The following is an 18,494-nucleotide window of genomic DNA, read 5'->3' on the forward strand; positions in this document are numbered from 1 at the left end:
CGTCAATTTTATCGATGAGTATTGCGCCCCCTACAGAGATATCTTTCCAGAAGTTAGAAGCTTTGAAGCTTTTAAGCTACTTCACCTCGGAATAATTTCAGACATTAACCGCAAATTTTTACCAGCTATAGCCAAAATCTCTGGCCTTGAGAACGAACAATATTTGCCCCCTTGTTTGACTCAAGTACCTGGAAAAGTTTTTCAGCTAAAAGCCAGAAAAATTGAATTAATATTAAAGTCACTTCGGGGGGAAAATTTTTATCATTGAAAAACCGGCAAAAAAAGGAACTAATCCGGATTATGTAAGCCGGCAGGACATTGGCCAATTAGGTAAATCTGAAAACGGTCTGGTGGCTGGCTTATGGATTAATCGACGCCTATTAATGGTCAGTATTTATGCTGCCTATAGTCAACAAGGGTCGAGGTTTTGCCTGAATCCCCCAAGTCCTGTTCACCAAAGATTTCCTCAACATCAGCAATGGGACGAAAAAGAAGGCTGAAAAAATATTTTGAACAATCTGCGTTTAATTCTTCTCCCTCTAGTCTGTTTTAATCTTATAGCAGTATGCACTTATGTTAGAACATTAGACCTTCAGGCTCGGCGGACGCCGTACATACGTCTATATAGCAGTAAGCATTTAGGAAACCTACATTCCGGCCTCCCTTGCTGCCCCGCTCCCGAAGCTTTTATTGTTCTAACCAATATGACTGCTGCTATATTTGCTATAAACTGAGGTTTTTTCTGCCGGTGAGTGTACTGATAAGAGCGAGCGCACGCGGAGCTAGAAAAAGTCTTTCCCCCTCACCGCCAGCAGGGATGGTGGGCTTGCACGGGTAGGTTTTTTCGTTGGCTTGGGGCGTGAATCAAGCCGAACTCCATTTCTTTGAGGAGCTCCCGTTGCTCCCGTTGCTCCCCTGCTCCCCTGCCTAAAAATACCCCATATCCAAAAAACCCACCCCCGAAAGGGTGGGGTTCTCGACTAAGCCCGCCGGCGAGCGGCGTGAGGGCGTTCAGCTTGTTTTGGGTGTGGCAGGACTTGGAGTCTGCCCGGGATCGCCGGCTCATCCGGCTGTGCGGGTTCCTCCACCGGCGGCTCTGGTTCGGGATAGGTGCTGTGCGCCTCCACCGCCTCCACCGCCTCCACCGGCATCTCAGCCCCATTAACCACACCTCCCAACAGTGTGATATCTTCCGATTCCGTCAGCGAATCGAGATACTCCGCCACCATTCCCTGTTCGGAGTGAAGCGGGCGAGCCACGAATACCATCCCATCGGTGTGGGGCTCCAGCATCAGGGCGTCGTTGCCGGCACTGAGCGCCGGTGCGTCCAAGACGATAAAATCAAAGCGCTGCCGGACATCCTTTAATAACCTCAGCATTTCATTCGATTCCAGAATCCCGCCTGGCTGGCGCACTGGCCCCGAAGACGGCACCACATACAAGTTCTCAATTTCCGGAACTAAGCGAATGCAGTTATTCAGCTGCCCGTAGTACAGCAGGGGTTCAAGGGAGTTGTCCGGATCGGCAGTCATTTTAAGGCACCCCACGCGGGAAGGCGAGCGCAAGTCAGCCTCAATGAGCAGAGTGCGCTTGCCGGCTCGCGCCGATGCGATCGCCAGATTGTAGGCGCAAAAAGTCTTGCCCTCCCCTGTGCCGGCACTGGTGAGCAACAGCACCTTCACCGGCTTGTCACCGGCACGGCGCAGATTGGTGCGCAGCCGCTCATAAGATTCCAAATAAGGAGAATCCAGCTGCAGCATCACCGGCATCAAGTCGGGTTGCGCATCCAACACCATAACAGCCGGCAGTGTCCCGAGGACTTCCACCTCCCGCTCCTCAAAAGCTGAGCGCACCTCCTCCTCCGTGTAGAACTTGCCTTCCAGCATCGACAGCAAGAAGATCAGCGCCCCGCCAACCGCCGCACCCACCAAACCGCCACCGCCCAAAATTAGCACTATAGACGGGTTTGGCTTAGACAGGCTGGCAATTTGCGGCTGTTGGGGCGGAATAGTCAAACTGCTCTCCGTTTCTGCGTCTGCCGTCTCCGCATCCGCCAGTGCCGCCTGTATCTTGTCGTAGAGCGTCTTTTTAATCAGCACCTGCTGTTCCTTGCGGGAGCGATCCAGCTGCTTATTAGGAATACTGGCATACTCGCGGCGGAGTTCCTGCTCGGTTTGCACCGCCGCTTGCAGTTGCTGCTGCAGCCTTTCCCGCTCAGTTTGAAAACCCATCAGAGTCGCCGCCAGCTGCTGGCGCACGGGGTCCAAACTGCTGTTTTGGCGGATTTGAAAATCGCTCATCGTGCTAGCCGCCACCCCATTCCCGCCGATCACCTCAGCGCTGCGCTGCTGCAGGAGCTCTTGCAAGGCTGTTTGCCGCTGGCGCAACTCAACCATCTGCGGGTGATCGTCTCGCAGAGACTGCTGGTAATATTGAAGTTGCGACTCAGTGTCATGGAGCTGAGCGCGCAGGTTGGCAATAATCGGGTCAGCACTGAGCGCTTGAGACACAGAAGCCTGAGCCGGTGTCAGCCCCAGGCGCTCAGACAAGCTGCGAATTTGCGCGTCATAGCCCTGGACAGCCATTCGCAACTGCCGCTGCTGGTCTTGAACGGTGGCAACAGCGGCTGGAAGCGCCCCAATCCGAGCCACCGACAGCACAGCCCCTTCAACCCGATCGAAGTTTTCCAGCGCTTTTTCAGCTTCATCGAGTTCCTTCCTCACCGGAATCAGGCGTTTGTTGAGCGCTTCCTTCGTCGCCCGCACTCTTTGAGCGTTAATAAACCGGCTCTGCTCCACCATTGTTTGCATCAGCGCTACCAGCCCGGCTTGCGCTTTCTCTGGCTCTGGGGATTTAAATTGAACATTAATTGTCGCCGTTGGCTCAACCTTTTCTGGCAGCCACACGCCCGCACTGTCTTTAATTTTATTGGGGTCTTCCTTCAGCAGGGCTGCCACTTTTTTAATCACCTCTGGAGACAGCAGAACCTCTTTTGGCAGTGCCTTCCCCTGCTCTAGAATTTGCGGAGCGGTGTTAGAGAATCCCGTCTTCGGGGGACTGTAGCTGAGCAACCCTTCAGCTTGGAACATTTTGGGAGGCGGTTGTTGCTTGACAGCCACGAACGCCGCCCCCCCTAAAACAGTCACAAAAGCGACCATTCCAAACCATTTGTATTTTCCTACAGCGATGAGATAGCGCTTAACAATTGAGGGGAGCATAGCCGTTTTGGATTTTGAATTTTGGATTTTGGATTTTGGATTTTAGCTTACTAATTACCCCCATCCTCGCCCCTCTCTACAATTGAGTTGAATCACCGGCTGTTATTGCCCCCAGGCCCAAAAAGATTGTCGGCACTGTTTCTCAAGGAATCAAAAAACAGGAGGAATCCCAAAATATCTCGGAAGGGCTGAGTAAAAGTATTGAGGGCGTAGCCAATGCGAGCAATCAGGTTGCGACCGACGACAATCACATCATTATCTTGGAGCAGGACGTTTTGAGAGGGGTCGCCTTTGAGCGCCGCTTTCCCGTCGAGTTCCAGGGTGACCGCCTTCCCTTGCTCAGGGTCGAACCGAATCAGGGCAATTTTTCCCAGGTTAGCTCTATCGAGGGGGACGCCATTGAGGGCGTCGGCAAAGCTGCTGCCGTTCGGAAGGGGAAGCGTCCCCGCCGCCCCTGCAGCGTAGTTCAAAACGCGGATGTTGATCTGGGGCTTGGCCAAGGTAGATCGGGCCACCAGCTGCCGGTCATACCCCCGATCCGATCCCGGTTCCAGTCTGGGCACAACCACCGTATCTCCGGTCGCCAAGCGCAAATCGGGCAGCGTGCCGGAGGTTTGCAAAGGCGTGAACAAGTCCAGCGTTTCCTCGCTGAACTGCCCGTTCCCCAGAGAGCGGCGCACGCGCACGGCTCGCAAGTCGGCATTCAGGGTTGTCCCGCCGGCAAAAAGCAGCACGTCGGAGACGCGATAGGACCCCGGGTTGAGGGGATAGTAGCCTGGTTTGACCACTTCGCCGGTGATGGTTATCGCCACCGGCGCGGTGGAAGCGAGGGTGGAGCGAGCGATGATGCCGCTGAGCTCGTCACCCGCCGAGCTGACTTGCCGCTTGGGCACAAAGATAATGTCCCCATCCGCCAAGCGCACGTTGGGCAAGGAGCCGCCGGTTTCCAAAGGCGTCAGCAGGTCAACGGTTTGCTCCATTACAGAGCCATTCCCCAGAGTGCGGCGCACCCGCACCGCTCGCAGGTCGCTGGCGGGGGTGACCCCCAGCGCCGCCAGCAAGGCGTCGGAAACCCGAGAGGCTGCTGGCGACAGGGGATAGAAACCCGGTCTGCCCACTTCTCCGGTCACGGTCACCGCCACCGGCGCGGTGGAAGCCAAGCTGGAGCGCGCTAGCGTCGCGCCGTCATAATACTGCGCCGTGCTGATGTCCTGTCTGGGCACGACAATCACATCGCCATCCTCCAGACGGAAATCTGGCATTATACCACCTGTTTGCAGGGGCGTCAAGAGGTCGAGGGTTTGTTCGGCGGTGGTGCCACCGGCGAGAGTGCGGCGCACCCGCACCGAGCGCAGGTCGCTTGCCGGTGTGGCCCCTCCGGCAATTTGCAAGGCGTCAGAGACGCGAGACACACCGGGCTGCAGGGGGTAGAAGCCCGGTCGGGCCACTTCTCCGGTGACGGTGACGGTGACGGGGCGCTGAGTTATCAGCTCGACTGCGACAACCGGATCGATAATGTACTGATTTAAGCGGGCGCGAATTTCGGCCCGCGCTCCCTCTAGAGTCAGCCCTTGCAGGAACACGGTTCCGATCAGCGGCATGGCGATTTTCCCTTCCGGGCTGATTGCGCCGTTGAAACTGAGGTTGGGAAAGCGCTGCACGTCCACAAAAATCTGGTCGCCCGGTCCGAGGCGGTAGGTTCGCAATTTCTCAGCCGGACTGGCATTCAAGTCCGGGCGGGGCGCGCTCTGGGCGGGCGGGGCGGGTGGCGTTTGGCTCTGGGCTCGGGCTGGGTTGCCGAGGGCGTCGGAGCCCCACAGCAAGCCGGCAAACAGCAGGGGAGTGCCGGCGTGCAGGCTGGCGAGAGAGAGGGCTGTGAGCCGGTGAGCGGGGTTTCGTGGCGCTTGCGACATGGGCAAATGCATCTGTCAGCGAGTCAGTCCCTGGATGCGTGGATTTGGGATTAACGAACCCCACACCCACTTTTTAGTTTAAAACTTAATATTTTATCAGTTTCAATTAATTACCAATAAAATTAATTTTGGCCGTCTGCCGGCATTGGCGACCGGCGCTCCGGGGCGCGAGCGACCTGTCTCTACTGGATGCCGGCGATCGCGGCGGCTTGCACGCTTTGGCCTAAGGATTCCGCCAGCTGTCTGGATTTCTCGATGTCGCCCAAAGGCTCCACCGGAATCAGGACGCTGACAGCCACCCAAGGCACGCGCCGGTCAGACAGCTGGGCCCAGCGGTCGGCCCAAAACCACCGGCTCGGTGCGGGGTGGCCGCCTGTTGGGACGGCGTACCATTGCAATACCGCATAGGTTTGCTGGTTAGTCCAGCCGCGAAAGAAACGGGCTTCCACTTGGGCCACCGCAACACCGGCTCCTTGGGGCGACGCCACCGCAAACTTCGCCCAGCGGTCCGAATCTGTCTGCCACTGCTGCCAGCCATTGATGTCTGTCCACTCCACTTGCGGCTGGTCGGCGCGGTCATTTTGGGTCAGCAGCAAAATGATAGCCTTTTGGGGGCGCGAACCCGGACTGCCAACAGGAAGAAGTATCTCAATTTCCTGCTTTAACCATTCGTGATTGCCAATGAAGGCGGTTTCCTGGCTGAGGGTTTTCCAGCCGGCAATCTCAATGCCGGTTTTCCGCAGCGATCTTAGCCGGTCGAGTTCTTTGACTTCCGGTGGCAGCGCCCAGCGCCATTTTCCCGTCAGGTAACCGGGAACTGCCCCTATGGCGGCTGGGACCAGCAGAAATAGCAGCAAGACGACTCTGGGCAATGGGTAGGAGTGGGGGAATTTTTGCGGGAGCATGGCTAGAAGGGAGTTGGGGGAGTGAAACCTCTGGTGGGTGCCAGTTAGCTTCGGTTTGGGGCCAGAAACCGGGTTCTTTAAGAAACCCGGTTTCTTACGGTTTCTTAGCTTCTCTATCAGTCATCCTCGATAATTTCTAACTCCTGTTGCTGCTGGATTTCTAACTCTTGGGGCTGCTCTTCTGATAGCTCCGGCTCGGCAGAAAAATACTCGCCGAGTGTTTCAAACCAATTGATTAACACCACCAACAGTCCCAGCATGCAGGCTGAATAAAAGTCTCCCCCCCACCCTTCGTGCAGCCATTCAAACGCTTGCTCTTGACCGGTGCCGTGAAATAGAGTCAGCAGGGTGTTGCGGATGATATTGGCCGTGACGCTGACGGCAACGGTACTGGCTAAAAACACCAGGACGAACGGGCGCGACCGCCAGTTATCTGTCCAGTACAGCAGCATTAAGGCAACGTAGAGACTGGTGAATAGCATCTTCAGACCGGCACAGTGGGGAGCCACCTCAACAATCCGCCCCCCGACGAACAGGTTAATCTGCGAAACTGTAACATCCAGGCCAAACTGCTTGAGAAGAAAGCCGGCAGATCCTGCGATGAAACTTTGCAGGGGCAAGGTATAAGGGGCGATCAAGTAGGGAACTTCTGTGGGAGTCGCCAGCAAGACTAAAAGCAGCGCGAATCCCTGAAGCTTGAAGCCGGGAACGCCTTTCAGCCACAGGCAGATGCCGGCGAGAACAGCAGGAAAGGACAAATTCACCAAATCTGGCAAACCGCTGAGGTAAAATGCGCCGCCCAATCCCAGCAAGGCGGCTCCCAGGGGATGGGCGGCGTCAGGCAATTTGTCCCAGGAGTGCCGGTTCAGCCAGCAGATGTAGGCGGCAAAGGGCAAACCAATCAAACCGTGGCTGTAATATTCGTGCTCGATGCTGATTTTAGTCATTTTCAGCCAGCCATAATACCAGTGTGCCAGCAGGGGAGCGTAGAGGATGGCTAGCAGCCCCAGGATGGTGCCGGTGAACAGGTATGGCTGGATGTCAAGGGGAATTTTACGCTCGGTTTGCATGGTTTTCCTTGAAAAATTTGGCTCCCAGATGCTATAATACCCAGATGGCAGACTTAGTTTTAACTCTAAACTCTAAACTCTAAAATCGACTGAATCTCAGCAACGACTTGATGGATTTGGGCGTCACTCAGCCCTGGATACATGGGCAAGGATAGAATTTCCTCGCAGAGGGTTTCGGCGTGGGGAAAGTCGCCAATATTATAGCCTAGATGCCGGTACGCCGGCTGCAGGTGGCAGGGTATGGGGTAGTGGATGCCGGTTTGAATGCCGGCATGGCTGAGCTTTTCCTGGATCGTGTTGCGCTCGACGGGAGACTTGTCGGTGATGCGGACAACATAGAGGTGGTAAACGTGACCGGCTCCACTCTGGTTCTGAATGGGGACAGTGCTTTCATTATGGCTCAGCAAGGTGTCGTACAGCTGAGCGGCGCAGTTGCGGGCTTTGTTCCAGCCGGCCAGGTGGGGGAGCTTGACATTTAGCACGGCTGCCTGTATAGTGTCGAGCCGGCTGTTGGTGCCGAATTCGGTGTGCAGGTATTTCTGGGGTGCGCCGTAATTGCGCAGCATTCGCATTTTTTTCGCCACATCTGGATCGCCGGTGACCACCATGCCCCCATCCCCGAAACCTCCGAGATTTTTGCTGGGGTAGAAGCTGAAGGCGGCTGCAGCGCCAACCGAACCGGCGCGATAGCCATCTTGAAAAGCGAGGTGAGCTTGGGCGGCGTCTTCAAAAATCAGCAGGTTGTGGGTGCCGGCAAAGTCCAGCAGCGGTTGCGGGGAAACCATCTGGCCATAAAGGTGCACCGGCACGATGGCCCGCGTTTTGGGGGTGATGGCTTTTTCTGCGGCGGCGAGGTCAATCAGGGCGGTTTGCGGGTCGCAATCGACAAGCGCAGGCGTCGCGCCGGCACGCAGCACGCCTATCAGGGTAGCAACGAAGGTGTTGGCGGGTAAAATGATCTCATCGCCGGGGCGGATGCCAATCGCTTGCAGTCCCAGGGCGATCGCATCGGTGCCGCAGGCTACGCCAACGGCGCTGCTGGCCCCGCAGGCGCTGGCAAAAGCCGCTTCAAACTCAGCTAGGGCTTGCCCGAGAACGAAATCCCCCCGCTGCAGCACTGTCTGGATTGCCTGTTCTATCTGAGCTTGTACCGGCAACTGCTGGAGGGTGAGGTCAACAAAAGGAACCTTGACAGGGGTGGTAGTCATACGGGGAGAGGGCTGAGATAATTAGGGGCGCTGGCTATTTCAAGCAGAAGAGCTGCATATTACAGTTATCCCGGATTTGCAGGGGTTTTAACGCAGGGGGTGTGTGAAGAGTCTGTAAAGCTTGTCGCTGTTTTGTAAAGATATGGCCGGCGAGCCGGTGTTTTCCCTCGTTTCCAGAGGTGGGGTGCGCTCCGGATCTCCCCAGTTCTTCGCAGAAGTAGGGTGCCGTTTGGGAGCGCTTCCCTCGTTCCCAGGCTCCGCCTGGGAACGAAGACAAAGGAGGCTCCGCCTCCCAGATTGCTGGCGCGAACAAAAAAAATATATCTGGGACAGGCGAGACGCCTGTCCTACAAGAGATGGGTTTACAAAAATGGCATGCCCCCGTAAAATCCTTTATATAGTTAGTGTCTGGAGGAAATAGCTCGTGGGAGATATAACGCGCCGGAAATTTATCGCTGTTACGACGCTGGCGGCTTCTTTTGCAATAGCTGCTCACCCGATTTTGGCACAAGTCATCACGACAGACGATCGAGACTTGGTGGCGGGAGAGGTGAAGATTCCTGTAAAGGATGGGGAAATACCGGCATACAGGGCGATGCCGGCTGTCGGGGGGGATTTGCCGGTGGTGCTGGTGGTGCAGGAAATTTTTGGGGTGCACGCGCACATCCAGGATATCTGCCGCCGGTTTGCCAAGCAGGGGTATTTAGCGATAGCCCCTGAACTGTTTGCCCGTCAGGGGGATGTTTCCAAACTGACGGACATTCAAGAAATTAGGCAGCAGGTTGTGTCTAAAGTTCCAGATGAGCAAGTTATGTCGGATTTGGACGCCACGGTGGTTTGGGCGAAAGAGTCAGGGAAGGGGAACACCGGCAAGTTGGGAATCACCGGCTTTTGCTGGGGCGGGCGGATTGTTTGGCTGTATGCGGCGCACAATCCCGCAGTGAGAGCCGGTGTGGCTTGGTACGGGCGTGTGGTGGACGAACCGGCACCTTTAACGCCGAAGAATCCGATTGATATTGCTGGGGAGTTGAAGGTGCCGGTTTTGGGGCTTTATGGCGGGAAGGATGAGTACATTCCTAATGATACGGTTGAGCGGATGCGCGAGGCGCTGAAGGCGGGGAGTAGCGGTTCGGAAATTGTGGTTTATGAGGATGCGCCGCACGGTTTTTATGCGGATTACCGCCCCACTTATCGCAAGGAGGAAGCGTTGGATGGGTGGATGCGTTTGCGGGATTGGTTTAGGAAGTATGGGGTTGTGTCAGAGGGGGTTGATGTCTTAAGATAGAGAAGTGGAGTCAGGAGTGAGGGGTTGGGGTTGCCGGTGGCGTTCGCCCATCGACTCCTGCTGATTTGACCTGCGCGGTTCACCGGCAGCCGGCTGGAAGGCGACGTTAAGAGCGCACCCTACAGGTAGATTAGTTTCTTCGCCTCGCCCTTCACCGGCAACTCAACATTTCCCTTTCCGCCTCTTCCCACGCCTCGACGATTTTCCCCAGCAGCTGAGCCGACTTTTGCCAGCTCGCTGACAGCTCCGCCGGCAAACCTATCTCCGTTTCACTCGCCAAAGCATAATCCCGCAACACTTCCGCGACTTCCCTAAACCCGTGTTCCGCTATCAGAGCGGTTAAAGTGTGCTTTAGCTGAATCCGGTCGCTCTCTTCATTATTCATATTTCCCTCCCAGAGAACTGTGCAGTAATAAGTGCGCGATAGCGTCAGAAACCCGGTTTCTTTAAGAAACCGGGTTTCTTTAATCCTAGCATCAGAAACCCGTTTTCTTAAAGAAACCGGGTTTCTCCCAAATCCTAGCGTCCCACTAACTTGTCCCGCAACTGCTTAATCCGGTCGCGGTACTCAGCCGCCTTCTCAAATTCCAACTTCTTCGCCGCCTCCTTCATCTGCACTTCCAGCTGCGCAATCAACTCCGGAATCTGCTCCAGAGAAAGCTCGTCCGCCTCCTCATAAGCCGTTTCTAGCTGCTGCGCGTTCAACCGGCGCGACACATCCAAAAACGCCAAAATCGCATTGCTAGATTTCTTCACAACCGGCTTGGGCGTAATCCCGTGCGTCCGGTTGTGCGCCACCTGAATTCCGCGCCGCCGGTCAGTTTCATCAATTGCTTTCTTCATGCTGTCCGTCAAATTGTCAGCATACATGATAGCTTGTCCGCGAACGTGACGCGCCGCGCGTCCAATCGTTTGAATCAGCGATCGCTCCGCCCGCAAAAACCCCTCCTTATCCGCATCCAAAATCGCCACGAGAGACACCTCTGGCAAATCCAGCCCTTCCCGCAATAAATTCACCCCAATCAGCACATCGAAATCCCCTTCGCGCAAAGCTTGGAGAATCTCAATCCGCTCAATGGACTGAATGTCTGAGTGCAGGTAGCGCACCCGAATCCCCCGCTCTTGCAAGTATTCGGTGAGGTCTTCCGCCATGCGCTTTGTTAAGGTCGTCACCAGCGCTCGCTCTCCCCGACTCACCCGATCCTTAATTTCCCCCAGCAGGTCATCAATTTGCCCTTCTGTCGGGCGCACAAATATTTCTGGGTCAACCACGCCGGTGGGGCGAATAATCTGCTCAGCGATGCGCCCCTCTGAGATTTCTAATTCCCAATCTCCTGGCGTAGCAGAAACAAATACGCACTGTTTCACTTTCTGCCAAAATTCTTCCGCCTTCAGCGGGCGATTGTCAGCAGCGCTCGGCAAGCGAAATCCGTGGTCTACCAGCACTTTTTTGCGGGATTGGTCGCCATTGTACATGCCGCGAATTTGCGGTACAGTAACGTGGGATTCATCTATCACCAGCAGCCAATCTTTGGGGAAATAATCAATCAGACACTCCGGCGGCTCACCGGCTTTTCGCCCCGCCAAGTGGCGCGAATAGTTTTCCACGCCGTTGCAGTACCCGACTTCCTGCAGCATTTCCAAATCGTAGCGGGTGCGCTGTTCCAGTCGCTGCGCTTCTAGCAATTTTCCCTCTCGGCGCAACTCTTCGAGGCGCTCTTCCAGTTCTTCCCGAATGGCTTCGCACGCTTCTTGGAGCCTATCTTCTGGCGTGACAAAGTGACGGGCTGGGTAGATATTTAGCGCGTCGGTACTTTGGAGGATGCTGCCGGTTACGGGGTCAATATAGCGAATTGCGTCGATTTCATCCCCAAAGAATTCCACTCGGATAATCCGGTCTTCGTAGGCGGGGCCAATTTCCAGCACGTCGCCTTTAACTCGGAAGCGCCCCCGAGTCAATTCTAGATCGTTGCGGCTGTATTGCACAGAGGCTAAATCTCGCAGCAGCTGGCGCTGATTGAGTTCTTCTCCCACGCGCAAGGGGATAGAGGCTTTCAGGTATTCGGAAGGAATGCCTAAACCGTAAATGCAGCTGATGGAAGCGACAACGATGACATCCCGGCGCTCAAAAAGCGAGCGCGTCGCCGAGTGGCGCAGCATGTCTATCTCGTCGTTTATTGCGGCGGTTTTTTCGATATAGGTGTCGGTGACGGGGATGTAGGCTTCTGGCTGGTAGTAGTCGTAGTAGCTGATGAAGTATTCTACGGCGTTGTGGGGAAAGAATTCCCGCAACTCGTTGCACAGTTGCGCCGCGAGGGTTTTGTTGTGCGCCAGAACCAGTGCCGGTTTGCCGGTTTTTTCAATTACGACACCTACTGAGAACGTCTTGCCGGTGCCGGTGGCTCCCAGCAGGGTTTGATAGCGATAGCCGGCAGAAATGCCGGCGGCGAGTTGGGCGATGGCTTGCGGCTGATCGCCGGTGGGTTTAAAGGGAGCTTCCAGATGAAATTGCACCATGTAATACGCGATAGCTGTGCTGCCAATATTTATGATAGCACAGTCATCCGCCTAATGGGGAGCCAAAAGAGGATTTTTTTCAACAGCCCATCGCTGTTGGGCTAAAGCCCAACTACCAACTTTGGGCTAAAGCCCAACTACCAACTTTGGGCTAAAGCCCAACTACCAACTTTGGGCTAAAGCCCAACTACCAACTTTGGGCTAAAGCCCAACTACGAACCTTTGGGCTAAAGCCCAACTGCGAACTTTGGGCTAAAGCCCAACTGCGAACTTTGGGCTAAAGCCCAACTGCGAACTTTGGGCTAAAGCCCAACTGCGAACTTTGGGCTAAAGCCCAACTGCGAACTTTTGGGCTAAAGCCCAACTGCGAACTTTGGGCTAAAGCCCAACTACAAACTGCTGCCTGCGCTCCCTGCCCCATCATCCCACTGTACTGCCAATTTCGATTGCCGGCAACCCCCTGGCAAAAATTTCTACCTTCAATCTGCCCTCAGGCAGATGGCTGGCTCAACTTTTCTCTCTATGATAATAGTTAAGTGCACTTTGGGGCTGTCATCTTTTTTACACCTCAACGCTGCCATAAACCAGGAGAAACGGTATGAGCGCCCAAGAAAAAGCAAAAGCCGCTGCCGGTAACTTTGAAGGCAAAGTCGCAGAAACAGAGGTTAAGCTGACCTGCACTCCAGAGGAGAAAGCGGAAGCAGAAGCTAAGCAAGTTGAAGCGGACACTCGCAAGGCTGCCGGAGAATTGAAAGAAGAGATCGACCACAAGCTGGATAGGCGGGGGCGGGTTTAGGAGGGTGCGCTGGTTCCGGATGAGTGACCTGGCAAGCAGCCCCCAAAACTCGCGCTAACCGGCTCTCTTCCAAGGGATAGAGCAGCGCGCCCCTTTCGATATGCCTTCGGGCAGATGACTGGAAAAAAGCCGGTTGCTATTCTGAAAGAATATGAGGCTGAAGCAAACAAAGGGGAGGGAAAAATGAGCTTAGAAGAAAGGGCCAAAGCAACGGCGCAGAACATCGAAGGCAAAGGCAAAGAAATGATGGGAGACGTGACGGGCGATCCGGAAGATAAAATAGAAGGGCAAGCGAAGCAAGCTGAAGCCGAAGCTCGCCACGCTAAAGAAGACGTGAAAGATAAGGTTAAGGAAGCAATAGACGGAAGCTAAGCTGTTAGCTTGTTAATCTGCTTGTCCCTTGAAAGTCGGCGGAGCCGGCAGAACCTCGTTCCCAGGCACTGCCTGGGAAGGAGGGGGAACCTTTCGGATGAGCCCCGCCAATCCATATGGAATGAACCCACAATAAACCCGGTTTCTGGTTCATTCAATGCCCAATGCCCAGTGCCCAGTGCCCGAGATCAGAGAGATTATCGGTATTCAACCTGACGTTTTCGAGGAGGTAATGGTGAGTTTAGTTCAGCAGATTCGCAAAGGTCTGACCGCCCTGATCCTGGTATTAGTCCTGAGTGTGGCGACAGCCTGTGGGGGAGCACCGGCAGCTCAAAGACCGGCCAACCCACCGGCCATTGCCAGCACCGGCAGTTACGCGCAGCTGGAACGGGGCAACACCCCAACCGGTCAAGATTTTGGCAACTGGGCGATGCAAATTGCTCAGGGACTGATTCAAGATGCTTATGTGCGCGACAACAACAAGTTGGGAGTTGTGATTTCGCCGCAAGTTCGCCCGAACGAAGTGAAGACTCTGGCAACATCCCTAGCTCAAGGATTTCACAAAAATTTCCCCAATCAGGACTTGACAGTTTTGATGTACGCCCCTGACAAGCAACTGATTTTGACCGCTAAGTACGACCAGCAGTCCAATCAAATTGAATATCAAGCCGCGCAGGGCTAGACAATTTTAGGCAATTAAAAAACGGATTTCCCGCGATTCAGGGAGCGGTCAGAGTTTGGGTGCAATAGAGATGAATTAGGAGGTCAATCAAGTGACTCACTCTGAAGACTACAGGCGAGAAGTAATGAGCGATTTAGCTCAGGGCGATAAGGAAATGATGCCCGATACGCCGGCAGAGGATTACACAGACTTTGACGATTTCGCTCGGCGCTCATCCCCCCAACAGCGCCGCCAGCTATTTGGCCAGACTCTCCATCACGATAACATCCCGCCGGCACAGATGGAGCCAGAACTGCAAAGAGCGATCTCGCAGATTCAGCCGAATCAGCGGGATGATGTGGCCAGGGAATTCTTTAAGAAATTGAAGGAAAGAGGACTGAGCGAAAGCCAGCTGGAGCAGCAGCTGGGGCTTTCGACCCACAACCCCAACCGCATGACGGCTGACGACGCCAGCCGGCTGGCGTCCTTCGCCTATCACGCTCACCCCGATATTTTCCGTGAAGTATTAGCTGATAAACCGGATTTGATGAAATTTCTCGGCAATCCGATTGTGGCTGCCATCGTCGGAGGCGTTGCGCTCAAGTGGCTGACGGGTCGCAAGTAGGCACCCCTTGAGGCGCTGCCGGCAAAGTGTGTTCTCTGGGTAGTAAGGGGCGATCGCTAGTTCTCGCCCTTTTTTCTTTTTGCGCTCCCGTTGCGCGATCGCCGCACCGGCTTTCAGAGCGCCTGCGATTATCTCCGGTTGATTAATCTGAACAGCTCCCCCCCAGCACCCCCGTCACTTGCGGGGAAGCCGGCTGGGGGGTGCGGCTATTTTGGCCCTATGCGCGGATGCGATATCCAGCGCCGGCTCCTTCGGGACAAGCCGCCGGTGGCCTGAAGTCAGAGCCCCCCAGTCCTTTGCAATTCTTTACATCCCTGCGGCGGCCCTTTCCCTTTCCTTAAGAGTCGCTATACTTTATAATTTTTTTTTAATACTCAGAGTGAGTTCGGGAGTCGCGGGCCAAACACTTGTGATTCTCCCTCCTACTGATGGGCAAATTCAGTTAGCAAAATCCAACGGTATAAGGGTAATGACTACCAGCACTACTGTCACAGCCAACAGCAACCCGATTCCAAAAAACCTCGAAAGCAGCAGTGAGGCTCTGCCGGTGCAGGTCGAATCGCCAGAAAAATCTGCTCCTAGTGCCATTCAGGTCTATAAGTCAAGCCCCCTACCTGAGAATCGCCCCATCGCGAGCGCGACTCCAGAGAGCAGTGATATTGTCGCCATTGTTGCCAACCGCCCGGTCAGCTCCAGCAAGATTAAGGTTCTGGACACTTTCTCCGGGAACCGCCCAATTTTCGCTAGCAACCTTAAGATTAGCGATAGCATCACCGTTTCTGGGAACCGCCCGATCTTCGCCAGCACCCTCCAGATTAGTGAGAGCTTCTCCGTGATCGGGAACCGCCCCGTCGCCTCGAATGAGATTGACGATCCTGATAGCCTTATGGGTTTCTTGGACTAGAGCGGAAAGGCAGAGTGCGTTCCCGCAAAACTCCTAGAAGAAACCGGGTTTCTTTCAGAAACCCGGTTTCTTGGCTTCCATTGCCTCACCGCCGCTCGAAAAACTAACCCCTCCGGCATCAGGAATACGCCCGCCAAATCTTGATAGTTTTGTCCTCACTCCCACTAGCAATAACTTTGCCATCCGGACTGAAAGCGACACACTCAACAGCGCTTGAATGCCCGGTAAAGGTGCGGATTTGCTGACCCGTATTCAAATCCCACAGCTTGACAGTGGTGTCCGCACTGCCACTAGCTAAAATCTGGCCGTCCGGACTGATAGCAATAGAATTAACCCAGTTTAAATGCCCCCTGAGGGTGCGAATTACCCTCCCCGCGCTCAGATCCCACACCTGAATCGTATCGTCGCAGGAGCCACTGGCAATGGTCTGGCTATTTGAACTGATGGCAACGGAACGAACCGCTTTTGAATGCCCGATAATCGTGCGAATTTCCTGCCCCGTCTTCAGATCCCACAGCCGTGCGCTGCCGTCATCTGAACCGCTAATAATAATTTTGCCATTGGGACTGATAGCGACCGAATAAACAGGACTGAAATTTCCATCAATCGTGCGGATTTCCCTCCCCGTATTCAAATCCCACACTTTGATGGTGCGGTCAGAAGAACCGCTAACAATAGTTTGGCCGTCCTGACCGATCGCCGCAGAATAAACCAAACTTGAATGCCCGCTGAGGGTGCGGATTTCCATCCCCGCTCTCAGATTCCGCAGCCTGACAGTTTGGTCAGCACCGGCACTGGCAATAGTCTCGCCATCCGCACAGAAAACGACGGAATAAATAGCACCGTTTAAAAACCCAGTGCCATTTATATTGGTGCGGAGTTCTTGGCCGGTCCTAATATCCCACAGCTTAACAGTCTTGTCCCGACTGCCACTGGCAAGCGTCTTGCCATCTGGACTGATGGCAACCGAATAAACGCAGTCTGAATGCCCCCGCAGGGTGTGCTCTAGCAGGGCATTTCCCCAAGCGACAGAAGGTGCGGGTTGGGGTGCCGGTGGGGCTGGTATCTGCCGTGAATCGTCTGGCGCGGGATTCGCAGGGGGTGGCGGGGGTGCCGGTGGCGAAAATCTCTGCGGATGCAAACTCCGGTCAATCTCTGCCAGACGCTGCAAAATCACAGCTGTATTCTCGGGGCGATCGTTGAATTTATATGCCATCATATCGTCAAAAAAATCTGCCAGCACCGGCATCACCCCAGGCGCAGACTCGCGCCATTGCAACGTATAACTGCTGCCATCGTAGAGCATATCGAAATTCTTCGGTTCCCTGCCGGTGAGCAAATAGACAAACGTGCGCCCCAGAGCAAAAAAATCCGATTGCAGCACCGTTTGACCTTGCATCTGCTCTGGTGGGGTGTAGCCCTCAGAGCAAATTCTGGTTCCCTTCGCGTCGGTGACTTCCCGTGCCGCCCCAAAATCAATCAGCGCCAGCTTGCCATCTGGCTGAAACATAATATTAGCCGGCTTGATATCCCGGTGGAAGAAATTCTCTCCATGCACCCGCTCCAGAATAGCAGTTAGCTCTGTCAGCCATTTCACTGCTAAATCCCCGTCGATAGGGCGTCCTCGCTGAGTGATGTACTTGTGCAAGTCCGCACCCTCAATCTTCTCCATCACCAGACAGTGCAGCGGCTCTTGAGCTTTTCTTGGCCAAAACTCGAAATATCCCTCTCCCTTCGGAACTCCCGGATGATCCAGCTGCATCAAAACTTTCGCCTCTTGCTGAAACAGGGACAGTACCTTGGCCCTACTTTCAGAGGGAATATTTTTATTCTTATCCAGCTGGAGAATCTTCAACACCTGCAAGGTGCCGGTGCGCTCCACCTCATAAGTTTTGCCCATGCCACCCTGTCCCATCAGCCGCCTCACCCGATAGCGCCCTTCCAGCAGCAATTCTGACCCACAAGCGGGGCAAAACAAGCTGTTATCAGGACAGTCAGATTTTAGGCAGCGGGGATTCACACACAGACTCATATCGATTTTAGATTTTAGATTTTACTCGTTTTTTTTCTCGTTCCCAGGCTCCGCCTGGGAATGCCTGAAGGGAGGCTCTGCCTCCCGTTCTTCCGGGCAGAAAGCTGCCCGGGATGCCAGGGGATGCCTGGCACACAAGCTGCTGCCTCCCGTTTATCTGGCGTGGCTAATTGGATGCGATTCGCTGGCGCTCTCGCCTCTGGCACACCGCTGCAAATATTTTATATCATAGCCGGTGAACTGACCTGAAAAAAGACCCTCATCTCCATCCCCATAACCCAAATGGCAGAGAGGAGAAAAAATCCAGTCTTTGTCTTACTCCCCCTCTCCCCTTGTGCTATCCATTACCCACATTTTTCTTAACATAAAGTACATATTTCTTAAAAAATCCTGGAACATTGATGGGCTATAGTTTTAAGCATCCTGGGGCTAGAAGCGGGGAGCAATTAAGTTATGCTTGAATGGGCCAGTAGTGAGCTACAATACGCTCAACTAGGAGATCAGCGACGCCACAAGCGCTTCATTCGGATTGTGGACGATTTGGTGAGCCAACCTGGGGCGAGCGTGCCACAGGCATCAGGAGATAAAGCGGCCACTACCGCCGCCTATGATTTTTGGAAGTCTCCCTATTTTAGTCCGGCTGATATCCGTCAAGCTCATCAAAAGAGTACGATTGGCAGAATTCAGCGCCTTGAGCGAGTTTTAGCAATTCAGGATACCACAGACTTAAACTTTACTCATCATCCGGCCACCTCAGGACTTGGCCCGACTGATCATCCGGCACTGCGGGGGCTAAAAGTCCATTCAACCTTTGCCGTCAGCGAGCTCGGAGTGCCACTGGGATTAATAGATCAACAGGTATGGGCAAGAGATCCACAAACGGGTGGGCATTGCTCAAAAGCGCCGTCAGCGAGAAACCAAAGATAAAGAGAGTCAGCGCTGGCTGAATGGACTGTCGCTGACACAACAGATAGTCCCGCCAGACATT

General features: G+C 54.5%; 15 protein-coding genes and 1 pseudogene. 8 read left to right on the top strand and 8 right to left on the bottom strand.

Going from position 1 to position 18,494, the window contains the following annotated elements; genetic code table 11:
• Positions 1 to 268: pseudogene (locus tag OSC10802_RS53915) on the top strand (IS701 family transposase); the annotation flags it as partial.
• A 712-nt stretch (positions 269 to 980) separates the two neighbouring features.
• On the opposite strand, the gene OSC10802_RS38170 reads toward OSC10802_RS53915, so the two are convergent.
• The 5 genes from OSC10802_RS38170 to OSC10802_RS0101115 all read right to left on the bottom strand — a co-directional run bounded on the left by OSC10802_RS38170 (position 981) and on the right by OSC10802_RS0101115 (position 8,314).
• Complete coding sequence (locus tag OSC10802_RS38170; protein WP_017714937.1) at positions 981 to 3,218, bottom strand: GumC family protein; 2,238 nt, start codon at positions 3,216 to 3,218, stop codon at positions 981 to 983.
• 92 nt (positions 3,219 to 3,310) lie between these two features.
• On the bottom strand, positions 3,311 to 5,143 hold the full coding sequence (locus tag OSC10802_RS43785) for a polysaccharide biosynthesis/export family protein (protein ID WP_082218220.1): 1,833 nt from the start codon (positions 5,141 to 5,143) through the stop codon (positions 3,311 to 3,313).
• 170 nt (positions 5,144 to 5,313) lie between these two features.
• The gene (locus OSC10802_RS0101105) at positions 5,314 to 6,036 is read right to left on the bottom strand and encodes a cyanoexosortase B system-associated protein (RefSeq protein ID WP_017714939.1); all 723 of its coding nucleotides are present in this window, start codon (positions 6,034 to 6,036) and stop codon (positions 5,314 to 5,316) included.
• Positions 6,037 to 6,152: 116 nt separating this feature from the next.
• Complete coding sequence (crtB, locus tag OSC10802_RS0101110; protein WP_017714940.1) at positions 6,153 to 7,106, bottom strand: cyanoexosortase B; 954 nt, start codon at positions 7,104 to 7,106, stop codon at positions 6,153 to 6,155.
• 65 nt (positions 7,107 to 7,171) lie between these two features.
• The gene (locus tag OSC10802_RS0101115) at positions 7,172 to 8,314 is read right to left on the bottom strand and encodes a DegT/DnrJ/EryC1/StrS family aminotransferase (RefSeq protein ID WP_017714941.1); all 1,143 of its coding nucleotides are present in this window, start codon (positions 8,312 to 8,314) and stop codon (positions 7,172 to 7,174) included.
• Between the two features lie 424 nt (positions 8,315 to 8,738).
• Here OSC10802_RS0101115 and OSC10802_RS0101120 point away from each other — a divergent pair, with 424 nt between their 5' ends.
• Positions 8,739 to 9,599, top strand: coding sequence for a dienelactone hydrolase family protein (locus tag OSC10802_RS0101120; protein WP_017714942.1), 861 nt, complete (start codon positions 8,739 to 8,741; stop codon positions 9,597 to 9,599).
• Between the two features lie 151 nt (positions 9,600 to 9,750).
• Here the strand turns inward: OSC10802_RS0101120 and OSC10802_RS0101125 are convergent, their stop codons facing one another.
• Both OSC10802_RS0101125 and uvrB read right to left on the bottom strand, forming a co-directional pair.
• Positions 9,751 to 9,984, bottom strand: a complete 234-nt coding sequence (locus OSC10802_RS0101125) for a hypothetical protein (RefSeq protein ID WP_017714943.1) — start codon at positions 9,982 to 9,984, stop codon at positions 9,751 to 9,753.
• Between the two features lie 134 nt (positions 9,985 to 10,118).
• Positions 10,119 to 12,116 carry an excinuclease ABC subunit UvrB gene (gene uvrB / locus OSC10802_RS0101130; RefSeq protein ID WP_017714944.1) on the bottom strand — a complete coding sequence of 666 codons (1,998 nt, stop codon included), beginning with the start codon at positions 12,114 to 12,116 and terminating at the stop codon, positions 10,119 to 10,121.
• 598 nt (positions 12,117 to 12,714) lie between these two features.
• Here uvrB and OSC10802_RS0101135 point away from each other — a divergent pair.
• The 5 genes from OSC10802_RS0101135 (at position 12,715) to OSC10802_RS0101155 (ending at position 15,474) form a co-directional block, all read left to right on the top strand.
• The gene (locus OSC10802_RS0101135) at positions 12,715 to 12,912 is read left to right on the top strand and encodes a hypothetical protein (protein ID WP_017714945.1); all 198 of its coding nucleotides are present in this window, start codon (positions 12,715 to 12,717) and stop codon (positions 12,910 to 12,912) included.
• 183 nt (positions 12,913 to 13,095) lie between these two features.
• Positions 13,096 to 13,284 (top strand): CsbD family protein, encoded by a 189-nt coding sequence (locus OSC10802_RS0101140; RefSeq protein WP_026098062.1) that lies wholly within the window; start codon positions 13,096 to 13,098, stop codon positions 13,282 to 13,284.
• 232 nt (positions 13,285 to 13,516) lie between these two features.
• On the top strand, positions 13,517 to 13,966 hold the full coding sequence (locus OSC10802_RS0101145) for a hypothetical protein (RefSeq protein WP_369797108.1): 450 nt from the start codon (positions 13,517 to 13,519) through the stop codon (positions 13,964 to 13,966).
• Positions 13,967 to 14,057: 91 nt separating this feature from the next.
• A complete protein-coding gene (locus OSC10802_RS0101150; protein ID WP_026098064.1) occupies positions 14,058 to 14,570 on the top strand; it encodes a hypothetical protein in 513 nt (170 codons plus the stop codon).
• A gap of 469 nt (positions 14,571 to 15,039) precedes the next feature.
• A complete protein-coding gene (locus tag OSC10802_RS0101155; RefSeq protein ID WP_017714949.1) occupies positions 15,040 to 15,474 on the top strand; it encodes a hypothetical protein in 435 nt (144 codons plus the stop codon).
• Positions 15,475 to 15,592: 118 nt separating this feature from the next.
• Here the strand turns inward: OSC10802_RS0101155 and OSC10802_RS0101160 are convergent, their stop codons facing one another.
• The gene (locus tag OSC10802_RS0101160) at positions 15,593 to 17,506 is read right to left on the bottom strand and encodes a serine/threonine-protein kinase (RefSeq protein WP_017714950.1); all 1,914 of its coding nucleotides are present in this window, start codon (positions 17,504 to 17,506) and stop codon (positions 15,593 to 15,595) included.
• A gap of 453 nt (positions 17,507 to 17,959) precedes the next feature.
• On the opposite strand from OSC10802_RS0101160, the gene OSC10802_RS53920 reads away from it, so the two are divergent.
• Entirely contained in the window at positions 17,960 to 18,433 is a 474-nt protein-coding gene (locus tag OSC10802_RS53920) for an IS4/Tn5 family transposase DNA-binding protein (protein ID WP_044169921.1), read from the top strand.
• Positions 18,434 to 18,494: the final 61 nt, after the last annotated feature.

This window comes from Kamptonema formosum PCC 10802, from assembly GCF_000332335.1.
Lineage (GTDB): Bacteria > Cyanobacteriota > Cyanobacteriia > Cyanobacteriales > Oscillatoriaceae > Oscillatoria.